The organism is Aurantimonas sp. HBX-1 (assembly GCF_021391535.1).
Classification (GTDB): domain Bacteria; phylum Pseudomonadota; class Alphaproteobacteria; order Rhizobiales; family Rhizobiaceae; genus Aurantimonas.
The window spans coordinates 3,377,054-3,398,045 of record NZ_CP090066.1 but is presented as its reverse complement, the minus strand read 5'-3'; the positions used below and the strand labels follow the sequence as shown (position 1 = coordinate 3,398,045).

Annotated in this window: 18 protein-coding genes; 11 read left to right on the top strand and 7 right to left on the bottom strand. The window is 69.1% G+C overall.

From position 1 onward, the window contains the following. Positions 1 to 160: 160 nt before the first annotated feature. The gene (locus LXB15_RS16155; protein ID WP_233949415.1) at positions 161 to 1,633 is read left to right on the top strand and encodes a UdgX family uracil-DNA binding protein; all 1,473 of its coding nucleotides are present in this window, start codon (positions 161 to 163) and stop codon (positions 1,631 to 1,633) included. On the opposite strand, the gene LXB15_RS16150 is transcribed toward LXB15_RS16155, so the two are convergent. From LXB15_RS16150 to LXB15_RS16140, 3 genes are read right to left on the bottom strand one after another with little or no spacing between them, the layout of a single operon-like run. Further along, entirely contained in the window at positions 1,634 to 1,774 is a 141-nt protein-coding gene (locus tag LXB15_RS16150; RefSeq protein ID WP_233949414.1) for a DUF2474 domain-containing protein, read from the bottom strand. Further along, positions 1,771 to 2,772 (bottom strand): cytochrome d ubiquinol oxidase subunit II, encoded by a 1,002-nt coding sequence (gene cydB, locus LXB15_RS16145; RefSeq protein WP_233949413.1) that lies wholly within the window; start codon positions 2,770 to 2,772, stop codon positions 1,771 to 1,773. Before cydB ends, LXB15_RS16150 begins: the two co-directional genes overlap by 4 nt. An 11-nt stretch (positions 2,773 to 2,783) precedes the next feature. Next, complete coding sequence (locus LXB15_RS16140; RefSeq protein WP_233949412.1) at positions 2,784 to 4,208, bottom strand: cytochrome ubiquinol oxidase subunit I; 1,425 nt, start codon at positions 4,206 to 4,208, stop codon at positions 2,784 to 2,786. 197 nt (positions 4,209 to 4,405) lie between these two features. On the opposite strand from LXB15_RS16140, the gene LXB15_RS16135 reads away from it, so the two are divergent. Both LXB15_RS16135 and LXB15_RS16130 read left to right on the top strand, forming a co-directional pair. Next, positions 4,406 to 5,692, top strand: coding sequence for a glycerate kinase (locus LXB15_RS16135; RefSeq protein WP_233949411.1), 1,287 nt, complete (start codon positions 4,406 to 4,408; stop codon positions 5,690 to 5,692). Between the two features lie 132 nt (positions 5,693 to 5,824). Next, on the top strand, positions 5,825 to 7,360 hold the full coding sequence (locus LXB15_RS16130) for an ATP-binding protein (RefSeq protein ID WP_233949410.1): 1,536 nt from the start codon (positions 5,825 to 5,827) through the stop codon (positions 7,358 to 7,360). Between the two features lie 5 nt (positions 7,361 to 7,365). Here LXB15_RS16130 and LXB15_RS16125 read toward each other — a convergent pair whose 3' ends face one another. Next, positions 7,366 to 7,944, bottom strand: a complete 579-nt coding sequence (locus LXB15_RS16125; RefSeq protein WP_233949409.1) for a DUF2585 family protein — start codon at positions 7,942 to 7,944, stop codon at positions 7,366 to 7,368. Positions 7,945 to 8,176: 232 nt separating this feature from the next. On the opposite strand from LXB15_RS16125, the gene LXB15_RS16120 reads away from it, so the two are divergent. The 4 genes from LXB15_RS16120 to LXB15_RS16105 are packed head-to-tail and all read left to right on the top strand — an operon-like array spanning position 8,177 to position 13,125. Then, complete coding sequence (locus tag LXB15_RS16120) at positions 8,177 to 9,451, top strand: glycosyltransferase (protein ID WP_233949408.1); 1,275 nt, start codon at positions 8,177 to 8,179, stop codon at positions 9,449 to 9,451. 17 nt (positions 9,452 to 9,468) lie between these two features. Continuing rightward, the gene (gene crtY, locus LXB15_RS16115; RefSeq protein WP_233949407.1) at positions 9,469 to 10,623 is read left to right on the top strand and encodes a lycopene beta-cyclase CrtY; all 1,155 of its coding nucleotides are present in this window, start codon (positions 9,469 to 9,471) and stop codon (positions 10,621 to 10,623) included. Further along, positions 10,620 to 12,134 (top strand): phytoene desaturase, encoded by a 1,515-nt coding sequence (locus LXB15_RS16110; RefSeq protein ID WP_233949406.1) that lies wholly within the window; start codon positions 10,620 to 10,622, stop codon positions 12,132 to 12,134. Before crtY ends, LXB15_RS16110 begins: the two co-directional genes overlap by 4 nt. 7 nt (positions 12,135 to 12,141) lie before the next feature. Then, a complete protein-coding gene (locus LXB15_RS16105; RefSeq protein WP_233949405.1) occupies positions 12,142 to 13,125 on the top strand; it encodes a phytoene/squalene synthase family protein in 984 nt (327 codons plus the stop codon). Between the two features lie 46 nt (positions 13,126 to 13,171). Here the strand turns inward: LXB15_RS16105 and LXB15_RS16100 are convergent, their stop codons facing one another. Both LXB15_RS16100 and LXB15_RS16095 read right to left on the bottom strand, forming a co-directional pair. Then, on the bottom strand, positions 13,172 to 13,708 hold the full coding sequence (locus tag LXB15_RS16100; RefSeq protein WP_233949404.1) for a sterol desaturase family protein: 537 nt from the start codon (positions 13,706 to 13,708) through the stop codon (positions 13,172 to 13,174). A 5-nt stretch (positions 13,709 to 13,713) separates the two neighbouring features. Next, positions 13,714 to 14,661 carry a polyprenyl synthetase family protein gene (locus LXB15_RS16095; RefSeq protein WP_233949403.1) on the bottom strand — a complete coding sequence of 316 codons (948 nt, stop codon included), beginning with the start codon at positions 14,659 to 14,661 and terminating at the stop codon, positions 13,714 to 13,716. 140 nt (positions 14,662 to 14,801) lie between these two features. Between LXB15_RS16095 and fni the strand changes: the two genes are divergently transcribed. Next, positions 14,802 to 15,875 (top strand): type 2 isopentenyl-diphosphate Delta-isomerase, encoded by a 1,074-nt coding sequence (gene fni / locus LXB15_RS16090; protein ID WP_233949402.1) that lies wholly within the window; start codon positions 14,802 to 14,804, stop codon positions 15,873 to 15,875. Here the strand turns inward: fni and LXB15_RS16085 are convergent. After that, positions 15,847 to 16,836 carry a LysR family transcriptional regulator gene (locus tag LXB15_RS16085; RefSeq protein WP_233949401.1) on the bottom strand — a complete coding sequence of 330 codons (990 nt, stop codon included), beginning with the start codon at positions 16,834 to 16,836 and terminating at the stop codon, positions 15,847 to 15,849. The genes fni and LXB15_RS16085 overlap by 29 nt on opposite strands. A 124-nt stretch (positions 16,837 to 16,960) precedes the next feature. Between LXB15_RS16085 and LXB15_RS16080 the strand changes: the two genes are divergently transcribed. From LXB15_RS16080 to tkt, 3 genes are read left to right on the top strand one after another with little or no spacing between them, the layout of a single operon-like run. Continuing rightward, positions 16,961 to 18,004, top strand: a complete 1,044-nt coding sequence (locus tag LXB15_RS16080) for a class 1 fructose-bisphosphatase (RefSeq protein ID WP_233949400.1) — start codon at positions 16,961 to 16,963, stop codon at positions 18,002 to 18,004. 56 nt (positions 18,005 to 18,060) lie between these two features. Next, on the top strand, positions 18,061 to 18,936 hold the full coding sequence (locus tag LXB15_RS16075; RefSeq protein ID WP_233949399.1) for a phosphoribulokinase: 876 nt from the start codon (positions 18,061 to 18,063) through the stop codon (positions 18,934 to 18,936). Between the two features lie 25 nt (positions 18,937 to 18,961). Further along, positions 18,962 to 20,968 (top strand): transketolase, encoded by a 2,007-nt coding sequence (gene tkt, locus LXB15_RS16070; protein WP_233949398.1) that lies wholly within the window; start codon positions 18,962 to 18,964, stop codon positions 20,966 to 20,968. The last annotated feature ends 24 nt before the right edge of the window (positions 20,969 to 20,992 follow it).

Here is a 20,992-nt window from a genome sequence, read left to right as displayed (position 1 = left end):
AGCAGCGTGCGGGATTGGAGCTGGATCCTCGGGACGGGGCCCGAGGATGACGTCGATGGGGATGGGTAATCAGCCGCCAAGACCAGAGACGTTCTGACGAGAACGGGAACAAGTCGGTTGCACGCGAGGTTGAGATTTCCACCCAACGCATCGGTCGTTCATGTACGTCGCCCCGCTCTCCTTCCCCGCCGACTTCGACGGCTGGCGCGTCGCCTCCCGCACGGCGCTGGCGCTGGGCGTTCCCCCCGAGGCAATGAGCTTCACCGTCGGCGATGAGGGATCCGGCCTGTTCGCCGAGACCTTGCCCCCGGCGCCCGCCGGCGCCAGGCAGCCCACCGTGCCGAAGGCGTTTCCGGAGCTGGCGGAAAAGCTCGTCTGCCACGCCGATGCCGACCGCTTCGTCTTCGCCTACCGGCTGCTCTGGCGGCTGCAGACGGAGAAGCAGCTGCTGGAGATCGCCTCCGATCCCGACATCATCCGGGCGCGGGAGATGGAAAAGGCGGTGCGCCGCGACAGCCACAAGATGAAGGCCTTCGTGCGCTTCCGCGAGATCGAGGATCCCGAGCTCGGCCGACACTACGTCGCGTGGTTCGAGCCCTTCCACCACGTCGTCGAGCTGACCGCGCCGTTCTTCGCGCGGCGCTTCGCCGGCATGGTCTGGACGATCCTGACGCCCGAGCGCTCGGTGCACTGGGATGGTTCGGACATGTCCTTCCTGCCGGGGGCGACGAAGGACATGCGGCCGAAGGACGACGACATGGAGGCGCTCTGGCTGACCTACTACGCGTCGATCTTCAATCCGGCGCGGCTGAAGGTGAAGGCGATGCAGGCCGAGATGCCGAAGAAATACTGGGCGAACATGCCCGAGACGGCGTTGATCCGGCCCCTGATCGAGGGCGCCGAGGCAGCCTCGCGGCGGATGATCGAAACCGCGCCGACCCTGCCGAGTTTACGCCACGAACGACAGTCGGAGCGCGAACGGATGGCCAGAAGAGTCGCGGCGGAGGCATCGGAGGAACGCCCGCGGCCGGCGGATATCGAAGCCGCCCGCGATGCGGCGAAGCATTGCCGGGCCTGTCCGCTATGGGAGCCGGCGACGCAGACCGTGTTCGGCCGTGGCCCCGCCGACGCGCCGGTGATCTTCGTCGGGGAGCAGCCGGGCGATCAGGAGGATCTCGCCGGCGAGCCCTTCGTGGGGCCCGCTGGTAAGGTGTTCGACCAGGCGCTGGCGGCGGCCGGGATCGACCGGAGCCAGGCCTACGTCACCAATGCGGTCAAACACTTCAAGTTCGTGCCCCGCGGCAAGCGGCGCATCCACGCCAAGCCCAATGCGGGCGAGATCCAGGCGTGCCGCTGGTGGCTGGACATCGAGCGCGACCTGATCCGCCCCCGGCTCATCGTGGCGCTGGGGGCGACGGCCGCGGCGGCGGTGCTCGGCCGGACCGTGACGATCCGCGACACGCGATCCAAGCTGATCGACCTCGACGCGGCGACGCAGCTCCTGGTCACGGTGCATCCGTCCTACATCCTGCGCCTGCCGGACGAAGCCGCCAAGCAGCGGGAAAGCGCCGCCTTCACCGCCGACATGGCGCTGGTGCGCCGGACGGTGCCGGAACTGGCGCTCGCCGCCTGATCAGCCGATCAGCACGCTGCGGATGACGAAGCCCAGGAGGCTGACGGCCGCAAAGCCGCCGAGCCAGAGCAGCACGAACCAGCCGAGCCGCTTCCAGAGACTGTCCGGCGCCTCGCGGGGCTCGCCTTGCGGCCGGGTCAATGGTGGTAGCCCTCGCCCTCGACGACCTTGCCGCGGAACACCCAGTAGGCGTAGCCGGTGTAGATCAGGATCATCGGGATCAGCACCGAGGCGCCCACCAGCAGGAAGATTAGCGAGGAATCGGGCGCCGCCGCATCCCAGATGGTGATGTCCGGCGGGATGATGTTGGGATAGAAATTGATGCCCAGCCCGGCGAAGGCGAGAACGAAGATCGTCAGCGCCGACAGGAACGGCCGCACGTGCTTGCCGCGCGCCAGCGAGCTGAACAGGCTGAACGCCGCGAAGGCGAGCATGATCGGCACCGGCGCGACATAGAGGATCAGCGGGAAGGTGAACCAGCGCACGTAGAACTCGGCGTCGAGGAACGGCATCCACAGGCTGACGAGGCCGATCAGCGCCAGCGTTCCGATGCCGGTGATCCAGGCGAAGCGATTGGCGATGTCGTGGAGTTCACCCTCGGTCTTCATCACCAGCCAGGTGGCGCCGAGCAGCGCATAGCCGACGACGACCGCGACGCCGGTCATCAGCGAGAACGGCGTCAGCCAGTCGAACCAGCCGCCGGCATACGCCCGGCCGTCGACGTCGATGCCCTGCACCAGCGTGCCGAGGGCGATGCCCTGGCTGAGCGCCGCGACCACCGAGCCGATGAAGAACGAGACGTCCCACATCCAGCGCCCCCGCACCGTCCGGAAGCGGAACTCGAAAGCGACGCCGCGGAAGATCAGGGCCAGCAGCATGGCGATGATCGGCGCGTAGATCGCCGGCATGATGATCGCATAGGCCAGCGGGAACACCGCGAACAGGCCGCCGCCGCCGAGGATCAGCCAGGTCTCGTTGCCGTCCCAGATCGGCGCCACGGTGTTCATCGCCGTGTCGCGGTTCTCGTGCCGCCCGAGCAGCGGGAAGAGGATGCCGGTGCCGAGGTCGAATCCGTCGAGGATGACATAGGCGATGACGGCAAAGGCGATGATGAACGCCCAGAGTACTGCGAGGTCCATGGTCGTCTCCCTCAGCTCTTCGCCGGTTCGGGGGTGTCACGACCCTCGAACGCCGGTCCTGGGGTGATGCCGGCCGCCCGTGTCGGATGATGGGGCGGGCTATCCTCCTCGAAGGGCTTCGGCGCCCGGGACATCAGCCGCAGGATGTAGAACGTGCCGGCGCCGAACAGCAGGAAGTAGACGACGATGAAGGCGACGAGCGAGGTGCCGACGGCCTCGGCGGCGATCGGCGAATGGCTCTCCGATGTCCGCAGGAGGCCGTAGACGGTGAAGGGCTGGCGGCCGACCTCGGTGGTGATCCAGCCGGCGATGACGGCGACGAAGCCCATCGGGCCCATGGCGAGCATCGCGCGCTGCAGCCAGGGACTGGCGTAGAGCGAGCCTCGGAAGCGCTTGAACAGCGACCAGAGGCCGATGCCGAGCATGGCGAAGCCGATCGCCACCATGACCCGGAAGCTCCAGAACACGATCGTCGAGTTCGGCCATTCGTCGCGCGGGAAAGCCTCCAGCCCCTGCACCACGCCGTAGAGCGAATGCGTCAGGATCAGCGAGCCGAGATAGGGCACGTCGACGGCGTAGTCGGTGCGGCCGGCCTCCATGTTGGGGATGCCGAACAGGGTCAGCGGCATCGGACCGTCGTCGTTGGTCTCGAAATGTCCCTCGATGGCGGCGATCTTGGCCGGCTGGTGCTCCAGCGTGTTCACGCCGTGGAAATCGCCGGCAACGATCTGCAGTGGCGCGACGACCGTCGCCATCCACAGGGCCATCGAGAACATCACCCGCGCGTGGGCATTGCCGCGGTCGCGCAGCAGGTGGAACGCCCCGACCGCGCCGACGACGAAGGCCGTGGTCAGATAGGCAGCCATCACCATGTGGACGAGGCGATAGGGGAAGGACGGGTTGAAGACGATCGCCCACCAATCCTCGGGGACGAACTGGCCGACATCGTTGATGCCGTAGCCCGCCGGCGTCTGCATCCAGGAATTGACCGACAGGATCCAGAAGGCCGAGAAGAACGTGCCGAGCGCCACGACCACGGTGGCGGCAAAGTGCAGCTTCGGCCCGACGCGCTTCTGGCCGAACAGCATGATGCCGAGGAAGCCGGCCTCGAGGAAGAAGGCCGACAGCACCTCGTAGGCCATGAGCGGACCCAGAATTGGTCCGGTCTTGTCGGAGAACACCGACCAGTTGGTGCCGAACTGGTAGCTCATGGTGATGCCCGACACGACGCCCATGCCGAAACTGAGCGCGAAGATCTTCACCCAGTAGTTGAAGGTCTCCATGTAGACCGCCCGGCCGGTCGCCAGGAAAAGCCCTTCCAGCACAGCCAGATACGAGGCCAGGCCGATGGTGAAGGCCGGAAAGATGATGTGGAAGGAGATCGTGAAGGCGAACTGGATCCGGGCGAGGAGGACGGGGTCGAAGCCTTCGAACATGGCGCTGCCTACGGGTTCTCATGCAATGCGATGACCCGACTATAGGCCTTGTGCAACGCGGAAGACAGAACGTTGCGACCATTCGCCCGCTGCGGCGGGCAGTGGCTTTCGTCCGACCCCACGCGTGCGGCCCGGGCGCTGTTCCGCTTTTCCGCGGTGCTGGTATAGAGGCCTGAGCCGGGCAGGGGAGGCAGGACATGGACGCAGCGCTCAAGCGGGAAGAACTCGCGTCGATCTTCCGCCGGTCTGTCGCGGCGGCGCATCCCGCCACGATCCTGGCGCCGCATCTGCCGCAGCCGCCCGCCGGCCGCATTGTCATCCTCGCCGCCGGCAAGGCCGCCGCCTCGATGGCCGCCGCCGCCGTCGACCACTATCGCCGCAGCCATGGCATCCCTGACGAGCGTCTGGTCGGGCTCGCCGTCACCCGCGACGGCTACGCGCTCGACGCCGGGCCGATCGAGGTGATCGAGGCGGGCCATCCGCTGCCCAACGCGAACGGACTCGAAGCCACCGGGCGGGTGCTGGCCCTCGCCGGCGCCGCCGGTCCGGACGATCTGGTGCTCGCGCTGATCTCCGGCGGCGGCTCGGCCAATTGGCTGCTGCCGGCGGACGGCGTCAGCCTTGCCGACAAGCAGGCGGTGACCCGGGCGCTGCTGCGCAGCGGCGCCGGCATCGGCGAGATCAACTGCGTGCGCAAGCACCTGTCGAAGATCAAGGGCGGGCGCCTCGCCGGCGCCTGCGGCGGCGCGACGCTGGTGACGCTGGCGATCTCCGACGTGCCGGGCGACGATCCGAGCGTCATCGCCTCCGGGCCGACCGTCCCCGATGCGACGACGCTGGCCGATGCGCGCGCCATCGTCGCCAGGCGCGGCCTCGACCTGCCGGAATCCTGCCGCGCTGCGCTGGCGTCGGACGTCAACGAGACGCCGAAGCCGGGCGATCCGGTCTTCGCCGGCACCAGCTACACGATCATCGCCACGCCGGCGGCCTCGCTCGAGGCGGCGGCTTCGGCCGCGGCGGCGCTCGGCTACCGGGTCGAGAGCCTCGGCGCCGACGTCGAGGGCGAGGCCCGCGACGTGGCGGCCGAGCATGCGAGGATGGCGTTGGCGGCGAAGGCGCGCGGCGAGCGCGTGGCGATCCTCTCGGGCGGCGAGCTGACGGTGACGATTCGCGGCGAGGGCGAGGGCGGACCGAACCAGGAATACGCCCTGGCGCTGGCGGTCGCGCTCTCCGGGGACCCGGATATCGCCGCCCTTTCGGGCGACACGGACGGCACCGATGGCGGTACGGGACTTGCCAGCGACCCCGCCGGCGCCTTCGTCCTGCCTGACACGCTGGCACGGGCGAAAGCGGCCGGCCTCGAGCCGGCCGCGAGCCTTGAAGCCAACGATTCCACCCGCTTCTTCCGCACCATCGGGGACCTCTTCGTGCCAGGGCCCACCCACACCAACGTCAACGACTGCCGGATCATCCTCGTCGGCTGACCGCCTTCCTGTGGACAGACGGCGGTCTTTGCCGAGCGGCACCGAAGTGGCGTGCTAGGGTCGCCGACAAGCGACGATGGCAGCGCCCGGCCGTCGCGCGAACCACCTGACCCTCACGCGGAAAGACTGTCCATGACGGTTGCCGTCGATCTCGGCACGACCCACACCGGCGAACCGGCGGAGCTCGATCTCGAGGAGCTGCTGTCGACGCGCCTGCTCGTCCAGGGCAATTCCGGGTCCGGCAAGTCGCATCTCCTGCGCCGCCTCCTGGAGAAGAGTGCCGGCTGGGTGCAGCAGGCGGTCATCGATCCGGAGGGCGACTTCGTCACGCTGGCCGAGCGCTATGGTCATGTCGTCGTCGACGCCAACCGCACCCCGGCGGAACTGACCCGCATCGCGGCGCGGATCCGCGAGCACCGCGCCTCGGTGGTGCTGGATCTCGAAGGCCTCGACGCGGAAGTGCAGATGCTGTGCGCCGCCGCCTTCCTCAACGGCCTGTTCGATGCCGACCGCGCCCACTGGTTCCCGATGCTGATCGCCGTCGACGAGGCGCATCTCTTCGCGCCGGCGATGGCGGGCGAGCATTCCGATGAATCGCGCCGCGCCTCGCTGGGCGCCATGACCAACCTGATGTGCCGCGGCCGCAAGCGCGGCCTCGCCGGGGTCATCGCCACGCAGCGCCTCGCCAAGCTGGCCAAGAACGTCGCGGCGGAAGCCTCCAACTTCCTGATGGGCCGCACCTTCCTCGACATCGACATGGCCCGCGCCGCCGACCTGCTCGGCATGGACCGGCGGGCGGCGGAGCGCTTCCGCGACCTCGAGACCGGCAATTTCGTGGCGCTCGGACCGGCTCTGTCGCGCCGGCCGGTGGCGATCCGCATCGGGCCGGTGGAGACCGCCGGCCGCAGCGGCCGGCCGTCGCTGCTGCCGCTGCCGGAGACGCCCCGCGCCGCGATGGAGGACCTGATCTTCACCGCCGCTGCCAGCGAGGCGGCACCCGAGCGCCGGCCCGCGCCGCGTCCGCAGGCAGCGCCGGTCGCCACCCGCGAACTGATGGAGCGGGTCGCCGCCGCGCCGGCCCTGGCGGCTGCCGTCGAAGCGGTGGATGACGACCCGCGTTCGCCCGAAGAGCGGGCGGCGGCGGTCGACCAGATCTTCGCCGAGATGCTGGAGGATCCGGACGCGGCGTTCCGCCCGGTGCCGGTGCTCTACCAGGAGTTCCTCACCCACTGCCGGCTGAAGCGGCTGCGCGGCGTCGAGACCGACATGGCGGCCTTCCGTCGCCGGTTGTCGCTGGCGCGGGCCGGCGTTTCGGCCGAGACCGAGGACGAGGCCTGGCAGGAAGTGATCGAGCGGGCCGGCGACCTGCCGGAGGAGATGCAGGGCGTCTACATGATGCTCGCGCGCGCCGCCCGCGACGGGTCGCATTGCCCCTCGGACGCGGCGCTCGCCCATGCCTATGGCAGCCATTCGCCGTCGCGGGGGCGCTTCCTGCTCGGCTTCATGGCCGAGCGCGGCCTGATCACCGTCGAGGCCGATTTTCGCGGCAACAGGGTGGTGACCGTCGCCGGGACCGACTGGCGGACGTCGCTGCCGCAGGTCCGGCTGGATGCGCTGGACGAGGCGCGGGCCCGCCGGGCCGAGCGCCTGGCCCGCGGCACCAGCTGACACGGTCAGATATCGACGCCGAACAGGCGCAGCGTACCGATTACGAACCCGTCCTGGATGGCGAAGGCGATGGTGGCTTCGAGGCCGATCGCAACGAGCCCGGTCACCCATGGCGGCAGCCGGGCCGCCGCGATGAAGCCGAGGGCGACGAACAGCGTGTCCCCCACCGCGTTGAGGATGGAATCGCCCGAATAGGACACCGCATTGGTCGCGCTGCTGAACATCCCGATGAGCAGCGGGGTGTTCTCCATCGCCTCCCAGGCCGCGCTGGAGGCGATCGCCACCACCAGCTTGGCACCCAGCGTCCAGCGCGGCTTCATGAAATGCACGAAACCGAACAGCGCCATGCCGAAGATGACGTGCAGGGCCGAATACCAGTCGGAGAATTGCTGGCTGTTCTCGGCGGCAGTCAGCGCCCCCTGCCAGAACTCGATCGACCCGCAGGGGCAGACCCAGGGCCTGTCCATCGCCCGCAGCCAGCCGACCATGAGCACGAGCGTCAGGGCGATGGTGCCGGCGACCCAGGCGAGGGGTACCGGTCGTTCCCCGGCGAGCGGCTGCCTGGACGAGGCCGTGTCGCTCACAGGCCGGGACCCGGATCGGTTGACGCAGGCACCTGCTGGTGTCGGAAGGTCCGGTGTGAGATCAAGGCGCAGCTTTCGAGCAGGCGGGACGACGGTGTGGCATTTGTCGAGGCGGGTCGATGCGCATATGGCGCAGTCCGCCGGACGCGCCAGCCGAGGGCGGGCGCCAAGAATCCTCGCCGGCCACGGATCGTCCGCCGACGATCGCATCGCGACGGCAAGCTGGTAGAACATGTCTCACGTCGCGCTGATCTGTCCCCCGTTCCCCAGCCATCTGCGCGTCTTCGAGGCGCTCGGCGGCGAACTGCTGCGCCGCGGCCACCAGGTGACGTTCCTGCTCAATGCCGGCGCCGCGCCGCTCTCGCCCGATGCCCCGCTGGGACTGATGCGCCGCGAGGCGGGCGCCGCCGACGGCCGCGACCTCGAAGCGCTGCTCGCCCGGGCGGCGCGCCCGACGGGACCGCTCGGCATCCTGCGGACCGTCGCCGACGCCGCGACGCTCACCGACGAGCTCTGCCGCGCCGGCCCCGCCATCCTCGCGGAGATCGGCGCCGATGCGATCGTCGGCGACGCGATGGAGCCGGCGGCCGGCCTGATCGCCGATCATCTCGGCCTGCCTTTTGTCTCGCTCTCGGCCGCCCTGCCGGTGCATCACGATCCGACCGTGCCGCTGCCGTTCCTGTCATGGCCCTACGATCCAAGCGAACGCGGCCTGAAGCGCAACCGCGGCGGCGAGCGGGTCGCCCGGCTGCTGCTCACCCGCCAGCGACGCACCATCGCGGCCTGGGCCGCCCGATTCGGCCTGCCGCCCCGCGACGGGTTGGCCGACTGCCTCTCGCCGACGGCGCAGATCTCGCAGCTCGTCCCGAGCTTCGATTTTCCGCGGCCGCCCGCGTCGCATCGCCACATGGTCGGCCCGCTGCGCCCGCTCGGGAGCGACGCCAGCGCCGGTGACGACACCGGCGACGGCCGGCCGCTGGTGTTTGCGTCGCTGGGTACGCTGCAGGGGCACCGGGCCGGGATCTTCCGCGCCGTGGCGCAGGCCTGCCGCGAACTCGGCGTGCGCTGCGTGGTCGCCCATTGTGGGCGCCTGAATCCCCGCGAAGCGGCGCGAATCGGCGCCGATTTGGTCACCGACTTCGTGCCCCAGGCCGAAACCCTGCGCCGTGCCGCGGTCTGCGCGACCCATGCCGGCATGAACACCGTCATGGATTCGCTGGCGGCCGGCGTGCCGATGCTGGCGATCCCGATCGCCTTCGACCAGCCGGGAATCGCGGCTCGGATCGTCCATCACGGCGTCGGCGAACGGCTCTCCCGCGTCCTCGTGTCGCCGGGCCGGGTCAAGGCTTCCCTTGCTCGGCTGCTTGTAGAGGCTAGTTTCAGGGACAGGGCACGCGCCATCGGGCGCGACATCGCGGCCTCCGGCGGAGTGGCTCTCGCGGCGGACATCGTTGAGGAGGCGGTTCTCGGCAGGCTGCCAAGAATCGGAACGGGGCGAAACGGATGACCGGGGGCGGAGACAGGATGATCGACGTCGCCTTTGTCGGCGGGGGGCTGGCGAACGGACTGGCAGCCTACCGGCTGGCGACGACCCGCCCGGACCTGACGATCCGGCTGTTCGAGGCCGGCGCCGCGGTCGGTGGCAACCACACCTGGTCCTATCACGAGGGCGACCTCGCGGACGGCGGTCACGATTGGCTTTCGCCGTTCGTGACCTATCGCTGGAACGCCTACGAGGTGCGGTTCCCCGATCGCCGCCGCCGGATCGGCACCGGCTATCGCAGCGTCGCCTCGGAACGCTTCCGCGAGATCCTGGAGGCAACGCTCGGCGACGCTATCGAGACGAACGCGCAGGTCCGGGCCGTCACGCCCGACAGCGTCGTCCTCGACGACCGCGTCGTCCGGGCCCGCACAGTGATCGACGGCCGCGGCCATTCGCCGAGCCCGCATCTGCGCCTCGGCTTCCAGAAATTCCTTGGCCAGGAGATCGAGCTGGCGGCGCCGCACGGCCTGGCGCAGCCGATCATCATGGACGCCACCGTCGCCCAGGCCGACGGCTACCGCTTCGTCTACGTCCTGCCGCTGACGCCGACCCGGCTGCTGGTCGAGGACACCTATTATGCCGACGGGCCGGACCTCGACGAGGACCGGCTACGCGGATCGATTGATACCTATCTGAAGGCCCATGGCTGGGTCGCCCGGACGGTTGTCCGCGAGGAGCGGGGCGTGCTGCCGATCGCCATCGACGGCGACATCGAGGCGTTCTGGGACGACAAGCATGGCGTCGCCGCAAGCGGTCTCGCCGCCGGCCTGTTCCACCCGACCACCGGCTATTCGCTGCCCGACGCGGTGCGCCTCGCCGATCTCCTTGCCGGCCTGCCGGACTTTTCCAGCGCGGCGGTCTTCGCCGCGACCCGCCGCCACGCCGTCGAGACGTGGCAATCGCGCGGCTTCTTCCGCATGCTCAACCGGCTGCTCTTCTTCGCCGGGGTTTCCTCCAAACGGTACAAGATCCTGCAGCATTTCTATCGCCTGCCCGACCCGCTCGTCGCCCGCTTCTACGCGGCGCAGCTGCGGACCTTCGACAAGGTCAAGATCCTGACCGGCCGGCCGCCCGTGCCCTTTGGCAATGCGCTGAAGGTGCTGGCCCGCCATCGCCTCACCGGGGAACTCGCATGAACGGCGCCCCGAACGGCGCCGGCGGCGCCCGGCCGAGCGCGGTGGTCGTCGGCTCCGGCTTCGGCGGACTGGCGCTCGCGGTCCGCCTGCAGTCGGCGGGCTTCAGCACGACGCTTCTGGAAAAGCGCGACAAGCCCGGCGGCCGCGCCTACGTCTACGAGGATCGGGGCTTCACCTTCGATGCCGGCCCGACGGTGATCACCGATCCGGCCTCGCTCGAGGAGCTCTTCGCCGCCTCCGGACGCCGTCTGGCGGACTATGTCGAGTTGCTGCCGGTCTCGCCCTTCTACCAGCTGCGCTGGGAGGACGGCGTCAGCTTCGACTATGTCAACGACCAGGACTCCCTCGACCGGCAGATCGCCGCGCTCAATCCGGCCGACGTCGCCGGCTACCGCCGCTTCCTCGCCTACTCCAAGGAAGTCTACCACGAGGGCTACGAGAAGCTCGGCACCGTGCCGTTCCTGTCCTTCCGCGACATGATCCGGGCCGGGCCGCAACTCGCCCGGCTGCAGGCCTGGCGAAGCGTCTACGCCAAGGTCGCCGAGTTCATCGAGGAGGAGCACCTCAGGCAGGCCTTCTCCTTCCATTCGCTGCTGGTCGGCGGCAACCCGTTCGCGACATCCTCGATCTACGCGCTGATCCATGCGCTGGAGCGCCAGGGCGGCGTCTGGTTTCCGCGCGGCGGCACCGGCGCGCTGGTGCGCGGCCTCGTCCGGCTGTTCGAGGAGATCGGCGGCCGCATCGAACTCTCGGCGGAGGTCGCCAGGATCGAGATCGAGGGCGACCGGGCGAAGGCGGTGCTGCTGAAGGACGGTCGGCGCTTTGCCGCCGACGTCGTCGCTTCCAACGCCGACGTCGTCCACACCTACGACACGCTGCTCGCCGGCAATGCCCGCGGCGAGGCGGAGGCGAGGCGGCTGAAGGGCCGGCGCTTCTCCATGTCGCTCTTTGTCATCTATTTCGGCCTGAAGACCCACCGGCCGGACATCCAGCACCACACGGTCTGCTTCGGCGCGCGCTACCGCGACCTGATCTCCGAGATCTTCAAGGGACCGAAGCTCGCCGATGACTTCTCGCTCTATCTGCACAATCCCTGCGTCACCGATCCGTCGCTGGCGCCGGCGGGGGCCGGCAGCTTCTACGTGCTGTCGCCGGTGCCGCATCTCGGCAATGCCGACATCGACTGGGACGTCGAAGGGCCACGCTACCGCGACCGCATCCTCGACTATCTCGAGGCGCGCTACATTCCGAACCTCAAGGCAGACCTCGTGACGAGCCGCATCTTCACCCCCTTCGACTTCCGCGACGAACTCAACGCGCATGTCGGCTCGGCCTTCTCGCTCGACCCGGTGCTCACCCAGAGCGCCTGGTTCCGGCCGCACAACCGCGACCGCGACATCCCCAATCTCTATCTCGTCGGGGCGGGGACGCATCCGGGCGCCGGCGTGCCGGGCGTCATCGGATCGGCCAAGGCGACGGCCGGGCTGATGATCGCCGATGCCGGGCTCTGAGGCGGCGATGTCGGTCTTTACCCCCGTTGCCGTGCCGCTGGATCCCGCCGCCCGGGCCGATCTCGCCGCCATGGCCGAGGACGCCATCGCCAAGGGATCGAAGAGCTTTGCCGCAGCGGCGAGGCTGTTCGATCCGGAGACGCGCCGCAGCGCGATGATGCTCTATGCCTGGTGCCGGCACTGCGACGACGCCATCGACGGACAGGTGCTGGGCTTCGCGCGCCGGCCCGACCTGGAGGCGTCGCGGCCTGACGAGCGGATGGCGAAGCTGGAAAGCGAGACGCTGGCGGCGCTGGCGGGGCGCCCCACCGGCGATCCCTGCTTCAAGGCGATCGGCGACGTGGTGGCGCGTCACCGCCTGCCGCCCGAACTCCTGACCCAGCATCTCGCCGGCTACCGCATGGATGTCGACGGCCGCCGCTACGAGACGATCACCGACACGCTCGAGTATTCCTACCATGTGGCGGGCGTCGTCGGCGTGATGATGTCGATGGTGATGGGCGTGCGGGAGGAGGCGACCCTCGACCGCGCCGCTGATCTCGGCATCGCCTTCCAGCTGACCAACATTGCCCGCGACATCGTCGAGGATGCGCGCGCGGGGCGGATCTACCTGCCGGAGGAGTGGCTGGCGGAGGCCGACCTTCGCCCCGGTGACGTCGTCGACCCGCGCCAGCGGCCGGTCGTCGCGCTGCTGGCCAATCGCCTCGTCGACCTCGCCGAGCCCTATTACGCCTCGGCCTTTCATGGACTGAAGGACCTGCCGCCGCGTTCCGCCTGGGCGGTGGCGACCGCGCATGGCGTCTACCGCGAGATCGGCCTGCAGGTGAAGGCGCTGGGCGCTTCGGCCTGGGACCAGCGGGTCTCCACCGGCCGCCGCCAGAAGCTTCGCCATGTGACGCTGGGCGCGGCACGGGCCGCGATGTCGCGTCGCGCCAAGCCGCAGGCGCGACCGGCGGATCTCTGGACCCGGCCCCGGCTCGGCGACGCCTGACGCGGGGTGGCGCGCAGCGCGCGCCACCCCGCCTTAATCCGGAGAATCAGTGTTCGGTGGCGCCGGCCTCGGGGCGGGACTCGCGCCGCCGCTCGGCCGCGACGGTGCCCTCGGCGCGCAGCTGCCGGGTCAGCTCGTCGATCGGCGGGGCGTAGAGGAAGCCGAACGAGACGCCGCCGTCCTTGCCCTTGACCGCATGGTGCAGCCGGTGCGCCTGCACCAGGCGCTTGGCGTAGCCCTTGTGCGGGATGTGCCGGAACGGCCAGCGCTGGTGCACCAGCCCGTCATGGACGATGAAGTAGAAGGCGCCGTAGAGCGTGATGCCGGTCGCCACGGCGCCGACCACCGGATGGCCATAGCTCGCCACGACGAACAGCAGGATCGCGAACGCGGCGAAGACCACGGCGTAAAGGTCGTTCTTCTCGAACCAGCCTTCGCGTTCCTCGTGATGCGACTGGTGCCAGCCCCAGCCCCAGCTGTGCATGATGTATTTGTGGGCCGCCCAGGCGAAGGCTTCCATGCCGAGGAAGACCACGAAGGCGATGGCCGCCAGGACCGGCCAGTCCGTCAGTTGCATGTCCATCCTGCCTATCTGGCTCCGGCTTCCTGCTCGCGCAAGCCGGCCTCGCTGCCGGCCGCCTCGGTCATCCGGGCGCGCAGCGTCGTGTCGAAGATCGCGCCGACGAGAACATGCAGCCGGCCGGTGGGGCCGAACACGTCGTTGAGCCGCGCATGCGCGGTCTCCACGTGGCGGTCGATGCGGTGCACGACGGACGGCCGGCCGAGCATCGAGACGATGGTCGACTTGCCGACATCCTTGCCGATGTCCTTGCCGATGGTGATGGCGCTGGCGCCGCCGTCCAGGAGGTCGTCGAGCAGCTGGAAGGCATGGCCGAGTTCGGCCGCGAATTCGCGCAGACGGGTCCGCGTCACCGCGTCGGCGCCCGCCACCACCGCGCCGATCTCCACCGCGGCGGAGAACAGCGAGCCGGTCTTCAGCCCGTTGGCGACGGCGATGTCGGCCACCGGGCGCGCGGCGCGGCCACCGCGCAGATCCTCGAACTGGCCGCCGACCAGGCCGTTGACGCCCACCGCCCGCGTCAGCAGGCGGATGCACTCGGTCCGCGCGGCCGGCGGCAGCGTCTCGATCGTCGTCAGCATCTCGAAGGCGCCCGCCAGCACCCCGATCGAGGCCAGCACCGCGACGTCCTCGCCGTAGGTGATGTGGATGGCCGGCTGGCCGCGCCGCATCGTCGCATCGTCCATCGATGGCAGGTCGTCGAGGATCAGCGAGGCGGCATGCACCATCTCCACTGCGCAGCCGGCGTCGATGGCGGGGCCGAGATCACCGCCCAGATCCTCGGCGGCGATCGCCGTCATCAGCGGCCGCAGCCGCTTGCCGGGCGCCAGCACGCTGGCCGCGATGGCCGCGTCCAGCTGCGTCTGGCCCGGCAAAGCGCGCGGGATGAGGTCCGCCAATCGCTGGTCGATCCTGCGGACATAGACGGCAACGCCGCTCTTGAGGTCCACTGTCATGGCGAGACGACTGCCTTGGAGTCAAACAAACTTGTCACTGTCCATTCGTACACGAAATCCGATAGGGAATGCTAACACGAACCGACGAAGATGCGACGGCGATCGACCGTTGGAACCGCAACTGCGACGATAGGACTGGGATGCCGGTGAAGGAACGGGGCGGAGCGTCGTCGACGGCCGATATCGGCGCCCGCAAGAGCGACCATCTCGACATCGTGCTTGCGCCCTCGCTCGCCTCGCAGCGCGCCGGCAGCGGCTTCGACCGCGTCGTCTTCGAGCATGTCGCGCTGCCGGAGCTGTCGCTGGCCGCGATCGACCTGTCGACCGCGTTTCTCGGCAAGCGTCTCAAGGCACCGCTGCTGATCAGTTCGATGACCGGCGGCCCGGAGCGCGCCGCCCGCATCAATGCCCACCTGGCGGAAGCCGCCGAGGAGCTCGGCATCGCTCTCGCCGTCGGATCGCAGCGAATCGCGCTGGAGGGGCGTGCCAGCGGCGGCCTCGACCGTTCGCTGCGGCGCCTGGCGCCGAGCATTCCCATTCTCGCCAATGTCGGCGGCGCCCAGCTCGTCCTCGGCTATGGCCGCGACGAGGCGGAGCGTGCCGTCGAGATGATCGGCGCCGACGCGCTGATCGTCCATCTCAACCCGCTGCAGGAGGCGCTGCAGGACGGCGGCGACACCGACTGGCGCGGCGTGCTGGCGGCGGTCGAGCGCCTGGTGCGCAGCCTGTCGGTTCCCGTGGTGGTCAAGGAGGTCGGGGCAGGGATCTCCGGGACCCTGGCGCGGCGCCTGGTCGATGCGGGCGTCCACGCGGTCGATGTCGCCGGCGCCGGCGGCACCAGCTGGGCCGCCGTCGAGGCGGAACGCGCGCCGGACGCGGCGCGGCGGGACTCCGCGCTGCTGTTCGCCGACTGGGGCATCCCGACGGCCGAGGCGATCGTCGATGTCCGCCGGGCCTGTCCGGAGGCGGTGGTCATCGGCTCCGGCGGTATCCGCGACGGTCTCGACGTTGCCCGGGCGATTCGGCTCGGCGCCGATCTCGCGGGTCAGGCGGCGGCCAGCCTTGCCAGCGCCGACCACTCGGCGGAGGCCGCCGCGGCGCATTTCAGGACCGTCATCGGGCAGTTGCGGGTCGCCTGCTTCTGCACCGGCTCCGGCGACCTGTCGGCGCTGCGCGAGGCGCGGCTCAGGGCTGCGCCGGGGACGGACCGGTGACGCCGGCTTCCGCGGGCTCCGGTGCGCCGGGCTCCACCGGGTAGAGCCGGTCGATCAGCGGCAGGTGCCGGGCGCCGCGCTGCACCAGGAAATCCATGAAGGCGAGTTCGGCCGGCGCCGTCATCCGCTCGCGGCGGCAGACGCCGTACCACTTGCGGCGGATCGGCAAGTCGGCGACGTCGAGGATCACCAGCCGCCCCATCTCGACCTCGAAGGCGATGGTGTGGGCGGAGATGAAGGCGATGCCGAGACCCGCCATCACCGCCTGCTTGATCGTTTCGTTCGAGCCCATCTCGGCGGAGGCGGCTTCCAGGCGGCCCGGATGCTCGGCGAAGAACAACTCCAGCGACGAGCGCGTGCCCGAACCCGGCTCGCGGATGATGATCGTCTCCTCGAGCAGGCGTTCCCGGCTGATGTCCCGTTCCCTGGCCAGCGGATGGTCGGGCGGGGCGATCATCACCAGCGGATGGTCGCCGAAGAAGGTGGCGGTCACCGGAAACTCCACCGGCGGCCGGCCCATCAGCGCGATGTCCGACTGGTAGGCCTTGAGGTCCGCGAGGATCGCCAGCCGGTTGCCGACGGTGAGCTTGATCTCGATGTCGGGGAAGGACTGGCGGAATGCCGCGATCAGCCGCGGCGCGAAATATTTCGCCGTCGAGACGGCGCCCAGCCGGATGGTGCCGGAGCGCACCCCCTTGATCGCGCCCACTTCGTCGCCCAGCGCCCGCAGGCTCGTCTCGACAGCGTTGGCGGCGTTGAGTACGGCAGAGCCGGCGGCCGTCAGGCGCATGCCGTCATTGGTCCGGGTGAACAGAGGCAGGCCGACATCGTCCTCGAGCTGCTTTATCTGTAGTGTCACGGCAGGCGCGGTGAGACCGAGCTGGCGTGCCGCCGCGGCAATGGTCCGGTGTCGGACGATGGCCTGGACGGAACGCAGCTGGCGCAGTGTGAGGTTTCGCATGTCCACCCGTTAGACAAATTTACCGATGCGGTAAAGATATTAAATTTTACTTATGGCTCGCCGCTGTCCAAGCTTCATGTGGATGAACGGGGACGCAGAGCCTCGACATCCCAGGAGGAACCCCATGACATCGTCTCTCGACGCCTATCTCGGATCGCAAGGCGATGCCGACCCGACGCGACGGCAGGTCGCCGAGACGATCCGGCAACTGTGCGCCGCATCCGTGAAGGTCCGCAACACGATCACCAACGGAACCGCCAGCGAGCATCTGGGCGCGTCCCGCGAGGCGACCAACGCCGGCGGCGACGTCCAGAAGGAACTCGACGTCGTCGCCGACCGGCTGTTCCTGGACGCGGCCAAGGCCGCCGGGATCGCCTATTTCGGTTCGGAAGAGCAGGACGAGGCGATCGTCCTCGATCCGAACGGGGCGCTCGCCCTGGCCATCGACCCGCTCGACGGCTCCTCCAACATCGAGACCAACGTCTCCATCGGCACCATCTTCTCGATCCTGCCCGTCGCCGACGCGCATCGGGCCGATCCGAAGACTGCCTTCCTGCAGCCGGGGTCGCGCCAGCTGGCGGCCGGGTTCTTCATCTACGGGCCGCAGCTGCTGCTGGTCCTGTCGGTCGGCAACGGCACGCATGTCTTCATCTTCTCGTCGAGCTTCGGCGGCTTCGTCGAGCTGATCGCCTCGGTGTCGATCCCGGAGCGCGCCAGCGAGTTCGCCATCAACGCCTCCAACTACCGGCACTGGGAGCCGCAGATCCGCTCCTATATCGACGACTGCCTGGCCGGTGCGGAAGGGCCGCGCGAGCGCGACTTCAACATGCGCTGGATCGGCTCGATGGTCGCCGACTGCTACCGCATCCTGGTGCGCGGCGGCGTCTTCCTCTACCCGGGCGACGCGCGCAAGGGCTACGCCAAGGGGCGCCTGCGGCACGTCTACGAGGCGAGCCCGGTAGCCTTCTGCGTCGAGCATGCCGGCGGCGCCGCGACCGACGGTCTGCATCGCATTCTCGACATCGTGCCGGACAGTCTGCACGCCCGCACGCCGCTGGTCTTCGGCGGCAAGCGCGAGGTGGCGCGGATCGCCCGCTACATGGCCGATCCCGCCGAACTCAGCGAGCGCTCGCCGCTCTTCGGCAAGAGAAGCCTGTTCAGGGCCTGAGGCCGACAATCATCCGCCGGAGCGAAGGGGCGCTCCGGCGCGGGAGGAACGAAAGCATGTCCGCACGCCATCCGATCATCGCGATCACCGGGTCCTCGGGGGCCGGCACGACGTCGGTGAAGAACATCTTCGACCAGATCTTCCGGCGTGAGCAGGTGCGGGCCGTCTACATCGAGGGCGACGCGTTCCATCGCTTCGACCGCCATGCGATGAAGGAGCGGATGGCCGAGGAGGAGCGGGCCGGCAACCGCAACTTCTCGCACTTCTCCCCCGAGGCCAACATCCTCGACCGGCTGCAGGAGGTGTTCGAGGAATACGGCCGCCGCGGCCGCGGCCAGACCCGCCACTACGTGCACGACGACGCCGAGTCCAAGCTCTACGGCACGCCCCCCGGGACGTTTTCCGAATGGGCGCCGTTCGAGGACGACAGCGACCTGTTATTCTATGAGGGGCTGCATGGCTGCGTGAAGACAGACACGGTCGATCTCGCCCCGATGGCCGACCTCAAGATCGGCGTCGTGCCGGTCATCAACCTCGAGTGGATCCAGAAGATCCATCGCGACAAGGCGACCCGAGGCTACTCCACCGAGGCCGTCATGGACACGATCCTGCGGCGCATGCCCGACTACGTGAAATACATCTGCCCGCAGTTCGCGCGCACCAACATCAACTTCCAGCGCGTGCCGATCGTTGATACGTCGGACCCGTTCATCGCGCGATGGATACCGACGGCGGATGAATCGATGATCGTCATCCGCTTTGCCAATCCCCGGGGGATCGATTTCCCCTATCTGCTGTCGATGATCAACGGCAGCTTCATGTCACGCGCCAACTCCATCGTGGCACCGGGCAACAAGCTCGACATCGCCATGCAGCTGATACTCACGCCGTTGATATTGCAGCTGATGGAAAAGAAGCGCCGCGCTTCGTAGCGCGATCAATTCGGAAGGAAGACCCATGTCCCAGACCGCCGCCAAGCCCGCGCCCGAGACGACCGACCTCAAGCCCCGCGACATGGCCAATGCCATCCGGGCGCTTTCGATGGACGCCGTCCAGAAGGCCAATTCCGGCCATCCGGGCATGCCGATGGGCATGGCCGACGTCGCCACCGTGCTGTTCAAGTCGTTCCTGCGGGTCGATCCCTCGCAGCCCGAATGGCCCAACCGCGACCGCTTCATCCTGTCGAACGGCCACGGCTCGATGCTGCAGTACTCGATCATGCATCTCCTCGGCTTCCCGGAGATGACCATCGAGGAGATCGAGAATTTCCGGCAGTTCGGCAGCCGCACCGCCGGCCATCCCGAATACGGGCATGCCGCCGGCATCGAGGCGACCACCGGCCCGCTCGGCCAGGGCATGACCATGGCGGTCGGCATGGCGCTCGCCGAGCGGATGCTGAACCAGCGCTTCGGCGACGATCTCGTCGACCACTACACCTACGCGATCGTCGGCGACGGCTGTCTGATGGAGGGGATCAGCCACGAGGCGATCGACCTCGCCGGCCACCTGAAGCTGAACAAGCTCATCCTGCTCTGGGACGACAACAACATCACCATCGACGGCGACACCAAGCTGTCGACCTCCACCGACCAGAAGCAGCGCTTCCTCGCCCATGGCTGGAACGTCTATGAGGTCGACGGGCATGACCCGGAAGCGATCGAGACGGTGATCGCCGCCGCCCGCCAGAGCGACAAGCCGGCCTTCGTGGCCTGCAAGACCATCATCGGCTACGGCGCCCCGAACCTGCAGGGCACCGACAAGGTGCACGGCAACGCGCTCGGCGCCGACGAGGTCGCCGCGGCCCGCAAGCACATGGTCTGGACGTCGGAGCCCTTCGTCATCCCCGAGCCGATCACCAAGGCCTGGCATGCCGTGGCGGCCGAAGGCCGCAAGGCCCGCGAGGCCTGGGAGAAGGCCCGCGACGCCTCGCCGAACAAGGCCGCGTTCGAGGCCCAGTACGCCACCGCCCTGCCGGAGAACCTCGCATCGCTGATGGCCGAGGCCCGCGCCAAGGTCGTCACGGACCAGCCCTCGGTCGCCACCCGCAAGGCGTCGGAGATGGCGCTCGAGGTGATCAACGGCGCCACCGACGTGACGATCGGCGGCTCGGCCGACCTGACGCCCTCCAACAACACCAAGACCAAGGGCCTGAAGGACATCACGCCCGACGACTATTCCGGCCGCTACATCCACTACGGCATCCGCGAGCACGGCATGGCGGCGGTGATGAACGGCATGGCGCTGCACGGCGGCTTCATCCCCTACGGCGGCACCTTCATGTGCTTCACCGACTACGCCCGCGGCGCCATCCGCCTGTCGGCGCTGATGGAAGTGCGCGTCGTCTACGTGATGACCCACGATTCGATCGGCCTCGGCGAGGACGGCCCGACGCACCAGCCGGTCGAGCACCTGGCAATGCTGCGGGCGACGCCCAACCTGCTGCTGTTCCGGCCGGCCGATGCGGTCGAGACCAACGAGGCCTGGGAGATCGCGCTCGAGGCGAAGAAGCATCCGTCGGTGCTGGCGCTGTCGCGCCAGAACGTGCCGACCGTGCGCACCGGCGACACGACCGAGAACCGGTCGCGCAAGGGCGCCTATGTCCTCAAGGAAGCTGACGGCGAGCGCGACGTGACGATCCTGTCGACCGGGACGGAAGTCTCGATCGCCATGGACGCCGCCCGAAAGCTCGAGGCTGAAGGCAAGAAGGTCGCCGTCGTATCGATGCCCTGCTGGGAACTGTTCGAGGCGCAGGACGAGGCCTACCGCCGCAGCGTCCTCGGCACGGCGCCGCGGATCGCCATCGAGGCGGCCGTCCGGCTCGGCTGGGACCGCTGGATCGGCGAGAACGGCCGCTTCATCGGCATGAAGGGCTTTGGCGCCTCGGCGCCCGCGCCGGAACTCTACAAGCATTTCGGCATCACCGCCGACGCCGTCGTCGCGGCGGCGCACGAACTCGCCGCGTAAGCGCGATACCGCTTAGGGAGGACT